The 16,614-nt window shown below is 48.0% G+C and carries 21 protein-coding genes, 6 tRNA genes and 1 riboswitch; of the genes, 1 reads left to right on the top strand and 26 read right to left on the bottom strand.

All coding sequences use genetic code 11. The features are described 5' to 3' along the window. Window positions 1-215: 215 nt before the first annotated feature. From ytpR to HZY94_RS02915, 3 genes are read right to left on the bottom strand one after another with little or no spacing between them, the layout of a single operon-like run. Window positions 216-842, bottom strand: coding sequence for a YtpR family tRNA-binding protein (gene ytpR / locus HZY94_RS02905; RefSeq protein ID WP_179924947.1), 627 nt, complete (start codon window positions 840-842; stop codon window positions 216-218). A gap of 17 nt (window positions 843-859) precedes the next feature. Beyond that, window positions 860-1,177, bottom strand: a complete 318-nt coding sequence (locus HZY94_RS02910; RefSeq protein WP_179923691.1) for a thioredoxin family protein — start codon at window positions 1,175-1,177, stop codon at window positions 860-862. Then, a complete protein-coding gene (locus HZY94_RS02915; protein WP_179924948.1) occupies window positions 1,174-1,467 on the bottom strand; it encodes a DUF4651 domain-containing protein in 294 nt (97 codons plus the stop codon). The genes HZY94_RS02910 and HZY94_RS02915 overlap by 4 nt, the downstream gene beginning before the upstream one ends. A gap of 76 nt (window positions 1,468-1,543) precedes the next feature. Here HZY94_RS02915 and pepA point away from each other — a divergent pair, with 76 nt between their 5' ends. After that, window positions 1,544-2,617, top strand: a complete 1,074-nt coding sequence (pepA, locus tag HZY94_RS02920; protein ID WP_179924949.1) for a glutamyl aminopeptidase — start codon at window positions 1,544-1,546, stop codon at window positions 2,615-2,617. A gap of 43 nt (window positions 2,618-2,660) precedes the next feature. Here pepA and HZY94_RS02925 read toward each other — a convergent pair whose 3' ends face one another. The 23 genes from HZY94_RS02925 to HZY94_RS03035 form a co-directional block, all read right to left on the bottom strand. Next, window positions 2,661-3,218: a folate family ECF transporter S component gene (locus HZY94_RS02925; RefSeq protein ID WP_179924950.1), complete on the bottom strand. Its 558-nt coding sequence runs from the start codon at window positions 3,216-3,218 to the stop codon at window positions 2,661-2,663. A gap of 33 nt (window positions 3,219-3,251) precedes the next feature. Beyond that, window positions 3,252-3,342, bottom strand: a riboswitch (THF riboswitch). A 112-nt stretch (window positions 3,343-3,454) separates the two neighbouring features. Next, window positions 3,455-4,645 (bottom strand): acetate kinase, encoded by a 1,191-nt coding sequence (locus HZY94_RS02930; RefSeq protein ID WP_160332734.1) that lies wholly within the window; start codon window positions 4,643-4,645, stop codon window positions 3,455-3,457. 61 nt (window positions 4,646-4,706) lie between these two features. Next, the gene (locus tag HZY94_RS02935) at window positions 4,707-5,642 is read right to left on the bottom strand and encodes a class I SAM-dependent methyltransferase (protein WP_179924951.1); all 936 of its coding nucleotides are present in this window, start codon (window positions 5,640-5,642) and stop codon (window positions 4,707-4,709) included. A gap of 33 nt (window positions 5,643-5,675) precedes the next feature. After that, a complete protein-coding gene (gene comGG, locus HZY94_RS02940) occupies window positions 5,676-5,990 on the bottom strand; it encodes a competence type IV pilus minor pilin ComGG (protein WP_160332736.1) in 315 nt (104 codons plus the stop codon). After that, complete coding sequence (gene comGF, locus HZY94_RS02945) at window positions 5,980-6,429, bottom strand: competence type IV pilus minor pilin ComGF (protein WP_179924952.1); 450 nt, start codon at window positions 6,427-6,429, stop codon at window positions 5,980-5,982. The genes comGG and comGF overlap by 11 nt, the downstream gene beginning before the upstream one ends. Next, complete coding sequence (comGE, locus tag HZY94_RS02950; RefSeq protein WP_179924953.1) at window positions 6,401-6,694, bottom strand: competence type IV pilus minor pilin ComGE; 294 nt, start codon at window positions 6,692-6,694, stop codon at window positions 6,401-6,403. Before comGE ends, comGF begins: the two co-directional genes overlap by 29 nt. Beyond that, window positions 6,666-7,088 (bottom strand): competence type IV pilus minor pilin ComGD, encoded by a 423-nt coding sequence (gene comGD / locus HZY94_RS02955; protein ID WP_179924954.1) that lies wholly within the window; start codon window positions 7,086-7,088, stop codon window positions 6,666-6,668. The genes comGE and comGD overlap by 29 nt, the downstream gene beginning before the upstream one ends. Further along, window positions 7,060-7,377, bottom strand: a complete 318-nt coding sequence (gene comGC, locus HZY94_RS02960) for a competence type IV pilus major pilin ComGC (RefSeq protein ID WP_179924955.1) — start codon at window positions 7,375-7,377, stop codon at window positions 7,060-7,062. Before comGC ends, comGD begins: the two co-directional genes overlap by 29 nt. Continuing rightward, window positions 7,374-8,333, bottom strand: a complete 960-nt coding sequence (gene comGB / locus HZY94_RS02965) for a competence type IV pilus assembly protein ComGB (RefSeq protein WP_257151896.1) — start codon at window positions 8,331-8,333, stop codon at window positions 7,374-7,376. Before comGB ends, comGC begins: the two co-directional genes overlap by 4 nt. Then, on the bottom strand, window positions 8,308-9,279 hold the full coding sequence (gene comGA / locus HZY94_RS02970; RefSeq protein ID WP_179924956.1) for a competence type IV pilus ATPase ComGA: 972 nt from the start codon (window positions 9,277-9,279) through the stop codon (window positions 8,308-8,310). The genes comGB and comGA overlap by 26 nt, the downstream gene beginning before the upstream one ends. A gap of 74 nt (window positions 9,280-9,353) precedes the next feature. After that, the gene (locus HZY94_RS02975; protein ID WP_179924957.1) at window positions 9,354-10,349 is read right to left on the bottom strand and encodes a 2-hydroxyacid dehydrogenase; all 996 of its coding nucleotides are present in this window, start codon (window positions 10,347-10,349) and stop codon (window positions 9,354-9,356) included. Window positions 10,350-10,361: 12 nt separating this feature from the next. Then, window positions 10,362-11,414 carry an AEC family transporter gene (locus HZY94_RS02980; protein ID WP_160332744.1) on the bottom strand — a complete coding sequence of 351 codons (1,053 nt, stop codon included), beginning with the start codon at window positions 11,412-11,414 and terminating at the stop codon, window positions 10,362-10,364. A 158-nt stretch (window positions 11,415-11,572) separates the two neighbouring features. Beyond that, window positions 11,573-13,078 carry a metal ABC transporter solute-binding protein, Zn/Mn family gene (locus HZY94_RS02985; protein ID WP_179924958.1) on the bottom strand — a complete coding sequence of 502 codons (1,506 nt, stop codon included), beginning with the start codon at window positions 13,076-13,078 and terminating at the stop codon, window positions 11,573-11,575. Window positions 13,079-13,084: 6 nt separating this feature from the next. Continuing rightward, entirely contained in the window at window positions 13,085-13,882 is a 798-nt protein-coding gene (locus tag HZY94_RS02990; protein WP_179924959.1) for an iron chelate uptake ABC transporter family permease subunit, read from the bottom strand. Then, window positions 13,879-14,577, bottom strand: a complete 699-nt coding sequence (locus HZY94_RS02995) for a metal ABC transporter ATP-binding protein (protein WP_160332747.1) — start codon at window positions 14,575-14,577, stop codon at window positions 13,879-13,881. The genes HZY94_RS02990 and HZY94_RS02995 overlap by 4 nt, the downstream gene beginning before the upstream one ends. Continuing rightward, window positions 14,578-15,012, bottom strand: coding sequence for a zinc-dependent MarR family transcriptional regulator (locus HZY94_RS03000; RefSeq protein ID WP_160332748.1), 435 nt, complete (start codon window positions 15,010-15,012; stop codon window positions 14,578-14,580). It lies immediately after the preceding gene. A 72-nt stretch (window positions 15,013-15,084) separates the two neighbouring features. Then, window positions 15,085-15,939, bottom strand: coding sequence for a 4-(cytidine 5'-diphospho)-2-C-methyl-D-erythritol kinase (ispE, locus tag HZY94_RS03005; RefSeq protein ID WP_179924960.1), 855 nt, complete (start codon window positions 15,937-15,939; stop codon window positions 15,085-15,087). A gap of 122 nt (window positions 15,940-16,061) precedes the next feature. Further along, window positions 16,062-16,145: transfer RNA gene (locus tag HZY94_RS03010), tRNA-Leu, on the bottom strand. A 24-nt stretch (window positions 16,146-16,169) separates the two neighbouring features. Beyond that, window positions 16,170-16,241, bottom strand: a tRNA-Gln gene (locus HZY94_RS03015). 13 nt (window positions 16,242-16,254) lie between these two features. Next, window positions 16,255-16,327: transfer RNA gene (locus HZY94_RS03020), tRNA-His, on the bottom strand. 13 nt (window positions 16,328-16,340) lie between these two features. After that, window positions 16,341-16,411, bottom strand: a tRNA-Trp gene (locus HZY94_RS03025). A 4-nt stretch (window positions 16,412-16,415) separates the two neighbouring features. Next, a tRNA-Tyr gene (locus HZY94_RS03030) sits at window positions 16,416-16,496 on the bottom strand. A 21-nt stretch (window positions 16,497-16,517) separates the two neighbouring features. Further along, window positions 16,518-16,590: transfer RNA gene (locus HZY94_RS03035), tRNA-Phe, on the bottom strand. Window positions 16,591-16,614: the final 24 nt, after the last annotated feature.

Below are 16,614 nucleotides of genomic sequence, written 5' to 3' on the forward strand. Positions count from 1 at the left end.
CTCGGCGAGTCAGGAATTGACTCGCTGAGCCTATGATATGGACGAACATGAAATGTTCGCTATCAAGCGAACGATTGGAGTTTGCTTCGCAAAAAAGATTTGGTACTCTCTAACAGCATACAATGTTGTTAGGCTCAATCAACTACTGCGTCAAAGGTATTTTACTAATCATAAAGAAAGAGGCTAGACTTTTGTTCCAGCCTCTTTCTTCATAGTTAAGCTTGCCAATGTTTGGCTGGATCAAAGGCTTGGCCGACAGGAGTAGCCTCTGACAATTCGATAATCCCGCGTTTTTGTGGAGCATTTGGAAGAGCCAATTCACGAGGGCTACACATCATACCAAAGCTATCCACACCTCGAAGCTGACCTGGGAAAATCAAGTTCCCCTTAGGCATCATGGCACCTGGAAGCGCCACAATCGTTTTCAAGCCCACACGCGCATTCGGAGCACCAGCCACAATTTGAACAGACGCGTCTTGCCCGATAGCAACCTGACAGATATTCAAGTGGTCACTGTCTGGATGAGCTTCCATCTCCACAATCTCACCCACCACAAAACGAGGGCTGGCAAAGTTGGCCACGCGCTCTTCGAAACCTTCGGCTTCCAACCAAGCATTCAAGACTGCAAGGTCCGCCTCCGACAGGTCCATCTGTCCGCTTTCTTCCAGCTGTAAGTGCTCACTCACTTGGAAGAAATTCCAAGCCACAAGCTCCTGATTATCAACCCGACTCACACGCGCAATCGCACCTTTTTTCGTCACTTCAACAGCCTGTCCCTGAGAATCAGCAACAAGAACCATCAATACATCTCCAACACCCTGTGGATTATAGGTAAATAACATAAACTCCCTTTCTTCTCTTAGACTAACCCGTCTAGGAAAGCCTCGATTTCCTCTTTTGTTTTTCGATCTCGACTCACAAAGCGCCCCAGCTCCTGTCCTTTTTCCACAACCACAAAACTCGGAATCCCATAAACATCCCATAGTTTTGCCACTTCTAAATATTGATCCCGATCAATTTGGACAAAGGTCAAAGAAGGGTAGGCAGCTTCGATACTAGGCATATGCGGCTGGATAAAACGGCAGTCCCCACACCAAGCGGCGGTAAAATAACAGACAAATTTACCGTCACCCTTCAACAAGGTCGCAAAATCTTCCACGGACTCTGGTACAATCATGATGCCACCTCCTCAAAATAAAGCTGCTTACCAATCAAATAAAAACGGTAATGCCGGTCATCCTCCAAGAACACACCGCCTTCCAGATAATCACGGTTGGACTGGTAGAGTTCCACATACAAGGTCTCTACGCGACCCATTTCCGAGAAAAAAGCACGCACCTTGGCCGTCATCTCCTCCTGACTCCGAACCCGCACTCGGTCTTCCCGCAACTGATAGCCCGTATAGGCTAGACCAGCTAGACCCAGAAAACCTAGCAAGCCTAAGACCGACTGACTTTTTCTTTTCATACCCATAGTCTTTATTTTATCACAAGTCTACTTGTGTTACAATTTTAGGAAAGAGTCAAAAAGGAGAAGGACATCTATGAACCAACTATTTCAAAACATCCAAGAAGTCACCCAGCTCAAGGGAATTTCCGGCCACGAGGGGGCTGTTCGCAGCTACCTGCGTAACCAACTCCAGGGTTCTGTAGATCAAATCCAGACAGACGGCCTCGGCAGCATCTTCGGCCTCAAAAAAAGCCAGGCTGCAGATGCCCCCCGCGTCCTCGTCGCAGCCCACATGGATGAAGTCGGCTTTATGGTCAGCTCCATCAAAGACGACGGCACCTTCCGTGCCGTCGAAATCGGCGGTTGGAATCCCTTGGTCGTCAGTGGCCAACGCTATACCCTTATCACTCGGCAAGGACAAGAAATCCCCCTTATCACAGCAGCCACACCGCCTCACCTTCTAAGGGCTTCAGGCTCCCAAGCCAGCCTCCCTGCAATCAGTGATATTATTTTTGACGCTGGCTTTACAGATAAGGCCGAAGCCGAGGCCTTCGGCATCCGCCCTGGGGATACCATTGTCCCAGATAGCCAAACCATCCTCACCGCTAACGGTAAAAATGTTATCTCCAAGGCTTGGGACAACCGCTACGGGATTCTCATGATTAAAGAAGCAGCCCAAGCCCTGCCTTCAGAAGCCTTTGACTACGACCTCTATCTTGGAGCCAATGTCCAAGAAGAAGTCGGCCTCCGCGGCGCTCACACCTCCACCACCCTCCTAGACCCAGCCCTCTTCTTCGCGGTGGACTGCTCTCCCGCTGCTGACGTCTTCGGAGGCCAAGGTAAAATCGGGGAAGGCACCCTAATCCGCTTCTACGACCCAGGCCACCTGCTTTTACCAGCCATGAAGGACTTCCTCCTCGACACCGCTGAAAGCGCCGGCATCAAGTACCAATACTACGCTGGAGCTGGCGGTACCGATGCTGGAGCTGCCCATCTCAAAAACGGCGGTGTCCCATCGACCACCATCGGCGTCTGCGCCCGCTACATTCACTCCCACCAAACCCTCTACAGTCTTGATGACTTCCTGGAAGCCCAAGCTTTCTTACAAGCCCTTTTGAAAAATCTGGACCAAGCAACCATTGCTACCATTACCGGTTACCAAGACTAAGCAAAAAAACGAGCCTCCTAAACGGGCTCGTTTTTGCTTAGTCTTATTTTTTCAAATGGTTCAAACGTGCAAACTCCGGAATCCGTTGAAGGAAGGGAAGAACCACCATAATCAACAGAACGCGGATTGGAATTTCCAGCACCTTATAAACCCGTGTCGCATAAAGGACAGCATAGGGAGTTTGGTAGTAGGTGTGAAGTAGGATAGGGGTCAATACAAAGGTCCCAATCCCCATGGTAATCACGGTCGCAAAAATGACATAAAGCCAGTCCTTCCAGTTCTGGAGGCTCAACTTCTTGCCAAAGAAGAACAATCCGTACAGGAAGCCCTGCAAGGCCTCAACGACGGTAAAACCCCAAATAAAAGAATAACCTGTATTATTCAAGAAAAAGGCCAAAATATCATACAGAATGGCCACCAAGGCTGATAACCAGGGACCTGCAATAGATCCGATTAAGACCTTGGCAATAAAGGTCACACCAACCTGCAATTGGTTGGGGATAATCGAAATGGTGAATAGATCCAAGACATAGGTCAAGGCTATCAACATGGCAAGAGTCGCCAGCAATTGCGGACTCAATTTGGGAAATGAAAATTTCATAGGAAAGCTCCTTTCTTTCTGGAGCTGTCTAACGACAGCGGATGCAATAGTCTACCGCACCAATGGTTTCGTTGTGTGGCAACATCCCATCCACACACACTTAACGCAGACTACTTACTCTGTGCCTTACGGCCTTACCAGTATACCACATTTCAAGCCAGCCCTATGGAGAGACGTTCTCCGCTTACTAAAGAAGACCAGTCGGCTTGCCGACTGGTCTTCTGATCTCTATCATATTAGGCTTTTAGACGCTCAACATCACGCGCAATCACCAATTCTTCATCAGTTGGTACAACTAGCACCTTGACTTTAGAATCAGCTGTTGAAATATCACCAACTGCACCAAAGACATTTTTACCAGGTTCCAATTTCATACCGAACCAAGATAAGCCTTCAACAACAGCTTCCCGGACTTGATCCGAGTTTTCCCCGATACCCGCTGTGAAGATCAAAGCATCTGCTCCATTCAAAACAGCAAAGTACTGACCGATGAACTTCTTCAAACGATCTACCAACATGTCAAAAGCCAGAGTCATCTTAGCATCACCAGATGCACGACCAGCTTCAACATCCCGCATATCACTGGAAGCTTCTGCCACTCCAAGCACACCGGATTCCTTGTTCAACACATCAATTACATCTGCTGCATTCTCAAGCTCAGGCACTTGTGCCACCAAGTAAGGAATAATCGCTGGATCAATATCACCTGAACGAGTTCCCATCATTGGACCAGCCAAAGGTGTGAAGCCCATAGACGTATCCACTGACTTACCACCGTCAATAGCAGAAATCGAAATACCATTTCCGATATGAGCTGTAATCAATTTCAAATCTTCAACGGGACGTCCCAACATTTCTGCAGCCTGACGCGAAACGTAATAATGAGAAGTTCCGTGTGCTCCATACTTCCGCACCTTATAATCTTGGTAATACTTCTCTGCAATTGGATAGCGATAAGCCACCTCTGGCAAAGTTGTATGGAAGGCTGTATCAAACACAGCTACACTTGTGATGTCTGGCAAAATTTCTTTGAAGGCACGAATTCCATCCACATTGGCTGGGTTATGCAAAGGTGCCAAACTCGCCAACTCTTCAATCTTAGCCAAAACTTCATCATCAATTAGAACAGAGTCTGTAAAGTACTCACCACCCGCAACAACACGGTGGCCCACACCTGTAATCTCAGCATAATCCTGGATGATCCCGAACTTCAACAGATCTTCCAACAACAGTTTCACGGCCTGCACATGATCTACAATATCCAAAGTCTGGCTTTCAGCCCGACCATCAAACTTAACAGTAGAAATAGAATCCTTGAGACCAATCCGCTCAATAATTCCCTTAGCAAGCACCTTTTCCTCTGGCATCGCATAAAGCTGCCATTTCAAACTCGAACTACCTGCATTAATCGCAATTGTCTTAGACATAAGCTACCCCTTTTTAAAGCGTTTACATCTTTAGTATATCAGAAAACCCACCAAAAAGCCCCTAATTTGACTCCAATTTTGCTTGAAAATCTCGAATTTCTTCTGGATTGCTCAAATCATTAAAAGCAAAAACAAATGGCGTCCCCTTCTGACCAGAAAACTTCCTGAACACAAAAAGACTTTTCGCATAGGACGGATTGGCAAAAATCTTTTCTGGTAAATGTACCAACATCACCAACTCGGTTGCCGTCTGAATCCACTCCTTCAAAAGCTCACTCTGCGGACTGGTCAACAATTGAGTAGGGGCCAAGAAAATCGCATAGCCATCCGACTCCAAATACTTAACCCCCTGCTCCATCAACAAATGATGGGCATAGGTATGTTCTTCCGGACTCGCCACCTGGAAACGACTGGCAATGACATCATCTGGATAATAACCAATTGGCAAATCACTAACCACTAAATCCTTTTGGAAAACTTGACTCCGCACTGCATCCCCTTGCGAAAAGGTTAGTCCCTCGGTCCCCAAGACCTCCGCAATACTGGCTGACAGCTCGACCAAAATATCATCCAATTCAACCCCAAGATAGTCTATAGCCTTCTGACTATGCAACAAAATGGTCTCAGCCAAATTCCCCATACCACTTCCCAACTCCAAAACGCTAAGGGAATCCTTGGAGAAGAGCTGGTCAATCACCAAGGTAATTAAAAATCCCAAACTATCAGGAGTCGCTTGGTGATTGGGTTGCAAGGGTTCCGTTTGCTGCCCCTTCATCATCAAATACTGAAAAGTCCGCCGCCACTCCTCAGGCGTCAACTCCAACTGACGCACTTGCTGGTTATTTGACTCCAGTACCTGCCAATCTTCTACTGGCTGCAGATAGTTAACATTCTGCTCAATAATCGCCTCATAAAAGCCCGTCTTTAGCTGATTCTGAATGGTCTGGACATTCTCCAATAAAAGGCCAAAAGCCTGTTCAATCTTTTCAAAATTCATGTTCCTATGATAACACAAAAACAAGCAACGGGGCTAGTCATGGGAAGGTGCTACAAAAGAAAAGTTGTAGGAGCGACCACCAGTCAAGCGAACCTCAACCTGCCAACGCCGCTTCTCAACCTGATAACGAGCCTGTCCCTCTTGGAACTGCAACTCTCCCTTCTTACCTTGACCCTGATCCCGGCAATAAATAGCCAGGGCATAGGCCTGCTCCCGCTCCTGATAAGCCTGAAATAAACGCTCTTGGAACAGGTGCCGTTCCAAGTAGAGATTAAGAACCAGGCTAAAAACCGCTAAGAGCAACAAGGCATAGAGTAAAACCCCAGCCCGGACACGCTTAGTCCACACGATAGACCCACTTCCTTTCCTTCCCATCAGCCAGGACGGCCCGAAGTTGGACAAGACCGGATCGCTCCTCCACCTCCATCGACTGAACGCCAAACAAAAGCGTCTGGCTCCCCTGGTTCTGATTCCGCCCACCGGTCTTGCGAATTTCCGCTTGTTTGGGCCAATAGGCAATTTTTTGCCCCTTCCCCTTCTGATCCAAATAAATTTCATGATCACTGACCGCATCAAAATGCGCCTCCAGAAACTCTTGCTCCATATGAGCGGTAAAGAGCAGCCAATCCTGATTGGAAGCCCGCTCCTGGTAACGAATATCCTGAAATAAAAGCAGGGTTAGAGCCTGGAACAGTAAGCAGGAACCACTGATGACTAAAAGGGCTACCAAGGCCTCCAGCAAGGTAAAGGCCTGTAACCTAGGGTGATAGAACATGTACTTGGACAAGAATCTCCTCCCCCTCCCTCACAGTCCAAACTCGATTCCCTCGCTCCACCTGAACATCCGCCCATTCACTCAAGCCGGCTTGCAGAGCCATGTGACCTTTTTGCAGCTGCTGCTCTCTGTGTAAAAGAGCTGCTTCCCTTTTTCGCGACTGCTGAATGGCTCCTACTAACAAAGCGGTCACCAGGCTAAAAATCCATAGAGCCACTAGGGACTCCAATAAAAGATAAGCCTTCAGACTATTCTTCAGTCCGCCGTAAAATCCCATTGCCAATCCTCGCTTGATAGTGAATCGTAGTCCCACTGGCCTGATCCCGAAAAACAATCCGAGACAAACCTGTGTGATTGCCCTTGGCAGTTAAATCCAACTGAAACTGAGAGAGTAATTCCAAGCCTTCTGGAAGAACCAGCTCACCTTGCACTCCCTTAATCCGCTTTCCTTGAAAAGACAGCTGGGCAGGCTCCTGCCGCGCCCAGGCCAAGGTCTGGGACTCGGTATAAAAATGCTCAAAGCGAATATAAAAGAGATTCTTCTCAAAAGAGTGGTAAACCTCCCCCACCCCGACCGCCAACAGACTCACTAGAAAAAGCGTAATGCCAAGTGTTAGCAGGCTTTCCAAGAGCGTAAAGGCCTTAATCGGGCACGACCCGACTTTCGCCACTATGTTTTTTGTAGTAGTCCCGATAAGCATCCGCCTGCTCCTTCGTAATTTGCTTCTCCACCACCAACTGCCCCAGATTTGGAGCTCCACTATGATTGAGTTGGTAAATTTCCGCCTGGCTCTCTACCACCTTGACAATGGCTGCATTTCCCTTTTCCCGGACCACTTCTTTTTGCTGGACCAAATTCGGGACAAACAACAATAAGAGCACCGAAATGATAAGGATGACGACTAACATTTCTATTAGTGTAAAACCTTTTAGCATAGTCTGGGTGGCTTTTTTTATCATAAGGGTACCTCCAAATTTTGATAAATCGGCAGCAACATAGCTGCATAGAGTAACAGAATCAAACAGGCTACGACCACAAAAACAAGCGGCTGAATCAAATCCATCAGTCGAAAAAGCCGATGAAAAAAATCTTCCCAGGTTTTCTTAGAATACAGGGCCAATTCCTGACCCAAACGCGACTTAAATTCACCGTATTCAATCATCAAGGCCAACTCTGGTCGCAAAAAAGGATAGGTCCGAATCTGCTGGGCCAGGGACACCCCACCATTCAAGGCCTGATCCAGATCCGCCCCCAACTCAACCAAAAAAACCGACTCCTGCCCCCGCATCAGGCCCACAATCTCCGCCAGGGCCAAGCCCTGCCCAAAAAGACTGGCCCACTCACGCGCCAAACTAGCCGACAAATAAGCTTGGACGAAGCCACGTACACCAGGGCAAATCACCAACATCCGGAAAAAAACCAACCGTGGCTTGTGCCGATAGAAAGCTGCTAGACCTATAAAGACCAAAGCAAGACAAAGTCCAAAAGCTAGAAAAACCAAGGGAATCACCTGCACCATTTGAGTCCACTGATTGCCCTGGTCAATCTCCGGTAGCACATAAGACTGCAGGCCTACAATAATAACCATCAAAAAGCCTAAAAGTAACAAGGGATAGGTCCCCACCGCTACTAGCTTCCGCCGAACCTGGATCAGACTCTGCAGATGCCCCTCCAGCTGGGCTAAACTTTCCAAGATATTACCGTGCAGTTCGGCCAAAGCCAATTGACTCACAACTGTCCCCGAAAAGCCGAGCTGGCCTAAAATGCTGGAAAAGGCTTGGCCTGTCCGCATCCCTTGCCGCATCCGGTCAACCAAGACCTTGTCTAGAAGGCCACTATGATCCAAGAAATCCAAGGCTTCTCCCAAATGAAAGCCCGTCGCAAAGAGGTTATGGAAAAGTTGTACAATCTTCAACTCCTGCTGGAGCCCCAATGTATTCCGCCTGAGCTTGATCCTGGCTGATAACACCAGCCTCCAATAAATCGGTAACCTTTTGATTCCAACTAGTCGCTGGATGCTGGGCAAACTCTTTTTGGGCAACATCTACTAACCCCTTTCCTCCAATCAGGCGTTGGTAAGCCACCAGACGCAAGCTCTCTGCCAATTCTCCCGGCTCCACCTCTAGTTCTAATAAGCGGGCATAGACCCCTGGAATGGAGCGGGCATGGACGGTTGAAAAGATACTGATCCCTGTCAAGGCTGCCCGGATAACAGCCCGAGCGGTCTCTGTATCCCTGATTTCACCAATAATTAGGAGATCAGGGCGATGACGGAGGGAGAGCTTGATCAGATGGTCATAGGTCATGCCAATATCCTTGTTCAATTGCAGTTGTAAAAAAGCTGGATCCTTGATCTCGACCGGATCTTCAATGGTCAAAATCTGCCGCCCCTGAAAGCGAGTCTTGGCGAGCTGGTACATCAAGCTGGTCTTCCCACTCCCAACGGGTCCCGAAAAAAGATAGAGACCCCGTCCTTGAATAAACCGACTGAGTTGCTGGGGAGTCCAATCCCAGAAAGCTAAGGGCTGCTGGCCATCATAGAGAAGCCGAATCACCAGACTCTCCAAACCACGGTAATCGCCAACGGTCGACAGACGCAGGGATAAACAATCCTGTTCCAAGGCATAATCACAAGACCCAAGCTGACTCCGCCTCCGCTCCCCGACATTCATCCCAGCCGCAAACTTAAAATGTCCCAATAGAGCCTGGCCCTGGGCCAGATCCACCTCATCCAGCAAAACACGCTCTTCGCCCAGTCGCAGATAGATTGAATACCCCTCAACTTGAGGGACAATATAAACATCCTGAGCTCGCTCTTGGTGAGCCCTCCTCAAAATAGCCTGAGCCTTGCGTTCTACCATATCTCTCCTGCCTCCTCACTTGTTTATTCGCAAAGGACAAGGAAAAAGCCGTTGCAAGCAACGACTTTTTTCAACTATTCAATCTCGTTTTGACTCTGGCCTGTTTCCATAAATTCCTGCAGATTCTTGAAGCTAGTTTCAATCATATTAAGAGCAGCTTCATCTGTATAGGAACCAATATGCGGAGTAATCAAGACACGCGGATAGAGCTGAACCAGCTCCTCCACCAACGGATCGGGCAAGATTTGATCCCTCAAATCCTTGAAGAAGAAATCGCCTTCCCCCTCTAAAGTATCCAAACCAAGACCGGCCAATTTACCCGACCTAACCGCCTCCAGCAAGGCCTGGGCATCCTGCAACTCGCCACGCGCCGTATTGATCAAGATCGCGCCATCCTTCATCTTGGCGGTAAAGTCGCGGGTGATAAAACGGCCCTGGGCCGGAATGTAGGGAGCATGGACACTGACAATGTCACTCTCACGCAAGAGCTCCTCCAGCGAAACTTGGCGGACAAGGTCATCCACCCCTTCTTTCGGAATTGCATCATAGGCCAAGACCTCTGCCCCCAAGCCCTTAAAGAGCTTGGCTGCGGTCAAACCAATCCGACCGATTCCAACTAATCCAACCTTGCAATTGCGAATCTCTCGGGAAAACATGCTGGCATCGACTCGGAAATCTTTCTGAGCCGTTTTTTGCACGGTATAGGCTGTGTTTCGCAGCAACATCATGGCTAACGTCACAGCTAATTCCGCAATCGCATTAGGGGAGTAGAAGGGAACATAGGCTGTTTTGAGACCTAGCGCTCTAGCGTGGGCCACATCAATGTGGTTCACACCTACGGTCCGCGTCAAGACATAGTCCACACCCCATTCCTTGTAAAGATCCAGAACCTCCGCTGTCGCAAAACAGTTTCCGCGTAGGATGACTGCCTCATGCCCTTTTGCTAGGGCTGCAGTATCCGGGGAGTTGAGATAGTCTGCTACCAAGGTCAATTCAAAGCCAAAGCTTTGATTGACCTGTTCAAAAATCGGAATTTCAACATCTCTGACACCATAACATAATACTTTCATACATCTATCCTCTTAGAAGAAGGCTTGCAGGCCGGCTCCAACAATAATCCAGAAGACAATTGCAACAATAGATAGAACGGTTCCCAAGAGGGACGCATTGCTGGCCAGCTGAGCCTCTTTGTCATATTTAATGGCATAGGCCACCGCTACGGTTGCTGGCGGGGTAGCTAGCATGATAATAATCGCCATGAAGGCTGGGTAGTCTAGGGAAACAACGGATTTCATGACCAGCATCAAAACCACAAAGATAGCTGGGACAACCACCAATTTCACCCCACTGTAGAGCCAAACGACACGGTCCTTCAAAGCCTCACCCAGACTAATGTTACCAAGGGTCATCCCAATCGCCAACCAAGCCAAAGGCGAAGCTAGTTTAGAGAGGTAATCGACTGGTTTATAGAGCCAAGGGAGGGTTTTATCAATCCGTAGAATTCCAACTGTAATTTCTTGCATATCCTTGCTACCCTCATACAAGGGAACAGTCACTGTCATTTGCGGCATCGTTTTTTGGAAAACCCAAATCAAAAGACCAACAAAGGTCGCTAGGACAATCGGATTCAAGAAAATTTGTTTGAAATTTTTCTTCTCAAACTTGACCCCACTCATACGTACCAAACCGTAAGAATAAAGGAAAACCCGGTAGGCAATATTAAAGATATTAGCGTACAGGGCTCCCAGTGGACCAAGGAAACCATTAATAATCGGAATTCCAAAGAAGGTCGTAGAACCAAAAGTGGTCAAAACAGACAAAGTCGTTTGTTGATCCCCCTTAAACCGGAAAAACAAGCTCTCCCCCAGAATAATGAGAATCACATAGGCCACAAAACCAAAAACAAACACGGTCAAACCAGTGGTAAAGGTTTCGGGATTAATATTTTGCATAAAGGCTGAAAAGGCCAAGGCTGGAAGGGCAAAAGCCAAAACCACATCTGATAAAACCTTTCCGGCTTCTGGTCCAACAATATTGCGCTTTCGTGCAACATAGCCCAACAAAATAATAGCAATCGTTGAGAAAATGGCACTGAGAAAGGCATTGGACGTAATAATTTGAAACATCTTTTCCATCTAAAATCTCCTTTGTGAGGTTTTTTACAAACACTTATTATTATACCGAAAGGAGAGATGAGCCGCAAGATGTTTTGTGAAAAAAATATCAAAAAAGCCGAGTCCTAAAACTCGACTTGTAGACTATAGTACAGGCATCGAAGATACCCTAGCAGAGTCTAATGGGCTACCATTTCCTGGGCCACTTCTTGTCCACTGAGACTAGCAGGGTAGTAGGTTGGCCAATTGGTCAATTCTTCCCAGAGAGCTTCTTGGCTCTCACCACCAAAATAGAGGTGGAAATGTCCGGATTTGATTGGGGCAATCTGGTGATCACTAAATTGTATGTATTTGAAGCGACCGGCATTCGCCTCTTCTGCTTCAAACTGGAAGCGGACGCCACGATTGCCTTTTTCATAGGTAAGGACTTTATAACCTGCAGGCTTGTAGGTATAGGTTTCCTCGCCCTTATCTGTCACAAAGGTCACCTTGTTCCCTTTAATCTTGATTTGGTTCACATCAGTTTGGTAACCGATTTGGTAGTAGTCCTTGTACTCCTGGTCAGTCTTATCTCCCTTTTTCTTGGCCTTGTAGTCAAAGACTTGATCCAACTGGCCTGATTCTAGATAGGGATAAACTGACTGCCAGTCGCCTTCCCAGTCCGCCAGGGTCCGGTCCTTGATGGCCTTGTCTTCAAAGTAGCCGTTAGCAACCGTCTTCTCAGTCACAGCTTCAGTAGCCTTGGGTTTCGTTGCATCCTTGAAACCGGCAACTAATTGTTCCAGATTTTCCTCCATCAGGCTGATATAGGACGCTCCCTGAGCCAGTTCCTTTTGAGGGACTCCTTCCAAGGTGTGGAGCTGGCCGACTGCAACACCGGCCTCAGAAGCCAGGGTTTGGGCTAATTTATTGGAAGAGGTGGATTCGACATAAATACGTTTGATCCCTGCTTCCTTGACCTGGTCAGTCAACTCTTGGATTCGTTTCAAGGAGGCCTCTTCTTCTGTTGAAAGGCCAACAATGGACTCCTGTTGGAGCTGGTAGTCAAAGGCCAGGTAATTGAAGGCTGTATGCTGGGTCAAGAAGGTGTAGCCCTGATAAACTGCCAATTTTTCTTGATAGGTCTTATCCAACTGCTCCAATTCCTTCAGATAAGCCGCCGCATTTTTTTCAAAGCTAGCAGCCTGATCAGGGTAACGTTCCATCAATTGATCTCGTAGAGAAGCGACTAGAAGTTTTGCCCGATAAGGAGAGAGCCAGAGGTGGGGATCCAAGGTATGCTCGTGGTCCTCAGCCCCGTGATCATGGTCATGATCCGTTTCCTGACCTGGCAACAGAATCAAGTCCTTGCTGGCCTGAATCGTCCGATCAGCCTCCAAGACCCCGGTCTTCTCTAGATCTGGTACCCACATTTCCATATTGGGATCCAAATACAGGAAGGAAGACGCTTCTTGCAGACGGCTGATATCCTTAGCCGATGGTTCATAGCCGTGCACCTCTGTACCCGCTGAAACTAACAGTTGCACATCTGCCTCATCACCAACAATTTTTTTGGTAAATTCATAGATGGGATAAAAACTGGTTACCAGTTGCAGATCCTTTTTGGACCCTTGGGACTGGCAAGCGGTTAAGAAAAGGACAAGTCCTAAGAGGAGGACGGCAAATCCCTTTTTACATTTTTTCATAAGAGCCTACTTTCTCTTCAGTAGCGTCACCCCCATAAAAATGGCGATGAAAATTAAGGTGATACTGGCGCTGGCGGGACTTTCCCAATAATAGGAAAGAAAGAGTCCTGCGACCATTCCCACCAGGCCAATCAAACAGGAGAGCCAGAGGACCGATTGGAAGTGACGGCCCAGACGCAAGGCAATGCTGGCTGGGAGAATCATGATGGTTGAGACCAACAGAGCTCCAGCAGCAGGAATCATTAGGGCAATCGCAACCCCACCCATGATATTAAAGGCAATGGACAGAGCACGAGTCGGAATCCCGTCCACCTGAGCTGTATCTTCATCAAAGGTCAGCAGATACAGTGGTCGGTAGGCCAGCACCAAAAATAGTAAGACTAGCGCCGCAATCGCAAACAAGCCCAAGACCTGCTCCCAGGAAATGGTCACAATGGAGCCATAGAGGTACTGCTCTAGACTCATGGTCTGGCCACCACCAGACTGGCTCATCACCACCATAGCAATAGCCAAACCAGCAGCCATCAGAATCACCGTCCCCACTTCCAAATAGGAAGCATAGACCGTCCGCAAGTATTCCAAGAAAACCGCGGCTAAAATTACCACCACCAAGGTCATCCAGGTCGGAGACAGACCTAAAAGCAACCCCAAGGCCACTCCGGCTAGGGAAATATGACTCAAGGTATCACTCATCAAGCTCTGACGCCGCAGAATTAAGAAAACCCCAAGGGCTGGTGAGAACAGACTCATGGCCACAATCGCCAGCAGGGCCCGTTGGAAAAAGGCATAATCGAATAAACTCATGCGCCTGTCTCCTCTCCCTGGTGTAACTGGAAGCAACGCCAAGGCGAATCCTGTTTCCGCAACAAATGAATATTGCGGTCAGCATAGTCCGCAACCTCCTCAGGATCATGGGTCACCATCAAAACAGCCTTGCCATGTTTATGGGCCGAATGGTGCATGAGCTCATAAAAATCATCCTTCGAAACAGCATCCATCCCCGTTGTCGGCTCATCTAAAATAAAGAAGTCCGGATCAGAGGCGAACATCCGCGCCAAGGCCAACCGTTGCTTCTGACCACCCGAAAGAGCCCCAATAAAGTTCTTTCGTTGCTCCCACAAGCCAACAGCTTCCAAACTAACCTGAACATGCTCCTGGTCATGTTCCGTCAACCGTTTCCACCAAGACTTACGCGGATAACGGCCCGAAGCCACAAACTCCTCCACCGTTGAGGGAAAACCTGAATTAAAACTAGCCACAGTCTGGGGTAGATAGGCAATCCGCAAAGGCTGACCATCCCGGTTGACACTAGCCCGCTCGACACTCCCCTGGCTGGCTCTTAAAAGCCCCAGACTAGCTTTAAGCAGGGTCGACTTGGCAGCCCCATTTTCTCCTGTCAGGGTCACAAATTCCCCCGCATCAATGTGATAAGACACCCCCTCCAAAACGGGTTCCTTATCGTAATAAAAGGTCAAATCCTTGACCGTCAAATAGCGCATTTATTCCATCTCCTTCGCTAATTCTTTCAGAAATCTTGCAATCACTGCTTGCTCTTGATCTGAAAAACCTTGTACCATTTTCTGTAAAGCCTGACTGGTACGCTCATGGTGCTGAGCATGCTCCTCGGCTACCGCCTTTCCTGCTTTGGTTAATTGAAAATAAACCAGTCGACCATCCTGCTGATCTCTTTTGGTTTCCAACAAGCCTTCCTTACTCAGTAGTTTTGTTGCCTTGGTCATGGCCGCCTGGGAAAGGCCTAGCTCTTTTGCCAGGCTGGAATTGGTTAAGGGCTTTTGGACTAACACCATTAAGATATGTTCCTGGGTGTTGGTCAGGTGGATGGGACTCTGGCAATCCCCTAGCAGAAGCTCATGCTGGTGTTCTGCTTTTTTCAAAACCAAATCCAAAACCCGACTAATCTCACTTCCTAACATGGCATCTCCTTAACTGGTTAATCATTTACCGGTTAATTATATCGCGAAAAAAAGATAGAGTCAAGACTGACTCTATAATATTCTGACACGATAAACTTCTTTACAAAAGCCTTTGACGGAATTGACCACCCGCCGCGCTACTTTATCACTAGAACAAAGGGCAAAAACGGTTGGACCACTACCACTCATCAGGGTCGCATCTGCTCCGGAGGCTGCCACACAGTTTTTGATCTTTTGGATCATGGGCTTCCGAGCAATACTGATATCTTCCAGGGAATTTCCAAGCTTGCTCACCAGCTGTTTATAATCTCCCTCATTAATGGCTTGGCAGAGAGCAGTGATATCCACCGAACGAATCTTCTCCATCTCCACCTCCGAGAAAATCGAAGTTGTCGACAAACCAAAAGGAGGCTTGATTAAGACAACCCAAACCTTAGGAGCTGGTGCCAGGGGATGAACTTCCTCCCCACGACCGGTCACATAGGCACAGCCTGAGTGAACACAATACGGAACATCTGAGCCAACCTGCGCCCCAATCTCCGCTAACTGATCCAAACTATAGTTCAAGTCCCATAGTTGGTTCAAGGCACGTAGAGTTGCCGCCGCATCACTGGATCCACCCGCTAAACCAGCCGATCTAGGGATTCGCTTATCGATGATAATATGAATGCCACGATCCTGCAAACCCGCAGCTTCCCGCAGATAAAAGGCTGCCTTATAGGCATGGTTTTTCGGATTCAACGGTATCTTGCTACACGAGGATTCCAAGGTAATCTGGTTATCCTCCCGTTCTCGAACAGTAATATAATCATTTAAATCAACACTGGCCATGACCATCTCTAACTCGTGGTAACCATCTTCTCGCTTCCCACGAATATCTAAACCGAGATTAATCTTAGCCGGTGCCTTCTCAACAATTTCTTTCATACATGCCATTTTATCAAAAGATAGGCTGAGAGAAAAGGGAGAACCATTGAAAGCAGAAAAGGTCATCGACTAGGTGAGAAATGTAAAAAAGACAAGGTCCGAAAACCTTGCCTTCTTTACAATACCGGCGGCCGGGGTCGAACCGGCACGTCCGTGAGGACACTGGATTTTGAGTCCAGCGCGTCTGCCAATTCCGCCACGCCGGCTTCTACTAATTATTCAATTAGTAACTGGGGTAGCTGGATTCGAACCAACGCATGAGGGAGTCAAAGTCCCTTGCCTTACCGCTTGGCGATACCCCATTATTAATAAATAGGCGAGTGAGGGGAATCGAACCCCCGAATGTCAGAGCCACAATCTGATGTGTTAACCACTTCACCACACCCGCCATTCTATTAATACACGGGCAGTAGGAATTGAACCCACACTGAAGGTTTTGGAGACCTTAGTTCTACCTTTAAACTATGCCCGTAAGATGGAAGGGGAGGGATTCGAACCCCCGAACCCGAAGGAGCGGATTTACAGTCCGCCGCGTTTAGCCTCTTCGCTACCCTTCCATACACAATATTCAATTGTAATGGCGCGAGACGGAATCGAACCGCCGACACATGGAGCTTCAATCCATTGCTCTACCAACTGAGCTACCGAGCCAAATTGCGGGAGCAGGATTTGAAC

The sequence above is a fragment of the Streptococcus danieliae genome (assembly GCF_013415245.1).
Classification (GTDB): domain Bacteria; phylum Bacillota; class Bacilli; order Lactobacillales; family Streptococcaceae; genus Streptococcus; species Streptococcus danieliae_A.

What these genes read in the sequence shown, in the direction of transcription:
- ytpR (WP_179924947.1), bottom strand. Translation starts at nt 842, where the DNA reads ATGTTATTTACCTATAATCCACAGGGTGTTGGAGATGTATTGATGGTT.
- HZY94_RS02910 (WP_179923691.1), bottom strand. Translation starts at nt 1,177, where the DNA reads ATGATTGTACCAGAGTCCGTGGAAGATTTTGCGACCTTGTTGAAGGGT.
- HZY94_RS02915 (WP_179924948.1), bottom strand. Translation starts at nt 1,467, where the DNA reads ATGAAAAGAAAAAGTCAGTCGGTCTTAGGCTTGCTAGGTTTTCTGGGT.
- pepA (WP_179924949.1), top strand. Translation starts at nt 1,544, where the DNA reads ATGAACCAACTATTTCAAAACATCCAAGAAGTCACCCAGCTCAAGGGA.
- HZY94_RS02925 (WP_179924950.1), bottom strand. Translation starts at nt 3,218, where the DNA reads ATGAAATTTTCATTTCCCAAATTGAGTCCGCAATTGCTGGCGACTCTT.
- HZY94_RS02930 (WP_160332734.1), bottom strand. Translation starts at nt 4,645, where the DNA reads ATGTCTAAGACAATTGCGATTAATGCAGGTAGTTCGAGTTTGAAATGG.
- HZY94_RS02935 (WP_179924951.1), bottom strand. Translation starts at nt 5,642, where the DNA reads ATGAATTTTGAAAAGATTGAACAGGCTTTTGGCCTTTTATTGGAGAAT.
- comGE (WP_179924953.1), bottom strand. Translation starts at nt 6,694, where the DNA reads ATGGGATTTTACGGCGGACTGAAGAATAGTCTGAAGGCTTATCTTTTA.
- comGC (WP_179924955.1), bottom strand. Translation starts at nt 7,377, where the DNA reads ATGATAAAAAAAGCCACCCAGACTATGCTAAAAGGTTTTACACTAATA.
- comGA (WP_179924956.1), bottom strand. Translation starts at nt 9,279, where the DNA reads ATGGTAGAACGCAAGGCTCAGGCTATTTTGAGGAGGGCTCACCAAGAG.
- HZY94_RS02975 (WP_179924957.1), bottom strand. Translation starts at nt 10,349, where the DNA reads ATGAAAGTATTATGTTATGGTGTCAGAGATGTTGAAATTCCGATTTTT.
- HZY94_RS02980 (WP_160332744.1), bottom strand. Translation starts at nt 11,414, where the DNA reads ATGGAAAAGATGTTTCAAATTATTACGTCCAATGCCTTTCTCAGTGCC.
- HZY94_RS02985 (WP_179924958.1), bottom strand. Translation starts at nt 13,078, where the DNA reads ATGAAAAAATGTAAAAAGGGATTTGCCGTCCTCCTCTTAGGACTTGTC.
- HZY94_RS02990 (WP_179924959.1), bottom strand. Translation starts at nt 13,882, where the DNA reads ATGAGTTTATTCGATTATGCCTTTTTCCAACGGGCCCTGCTGGCGATT.
- HZY94_RS02995 (WP_160332747.1), bottom strand. Translation starts at nt 14,577, where the DNA reads ATGCGCTATTTGACGGTCAAGGATTTGACCTTTTATTACGATAAGGAA.
- HZY94_RS03000 (WP_160332748.1), bottom strand. Translation starts at nt 15,012, where the DNA reads ATGTTAGGAAGTGAGATTAGTCGGGTTTTGGATTTGGTTTTGAAAAAA.
- ispE (WP_179924960.1), bottom strand. Translation starts at nt 15,939, where the DNA reads ATGAAAGAAATTGTTGAGAAGGCACCGGCTAAGATTAATCTCGGTTTA.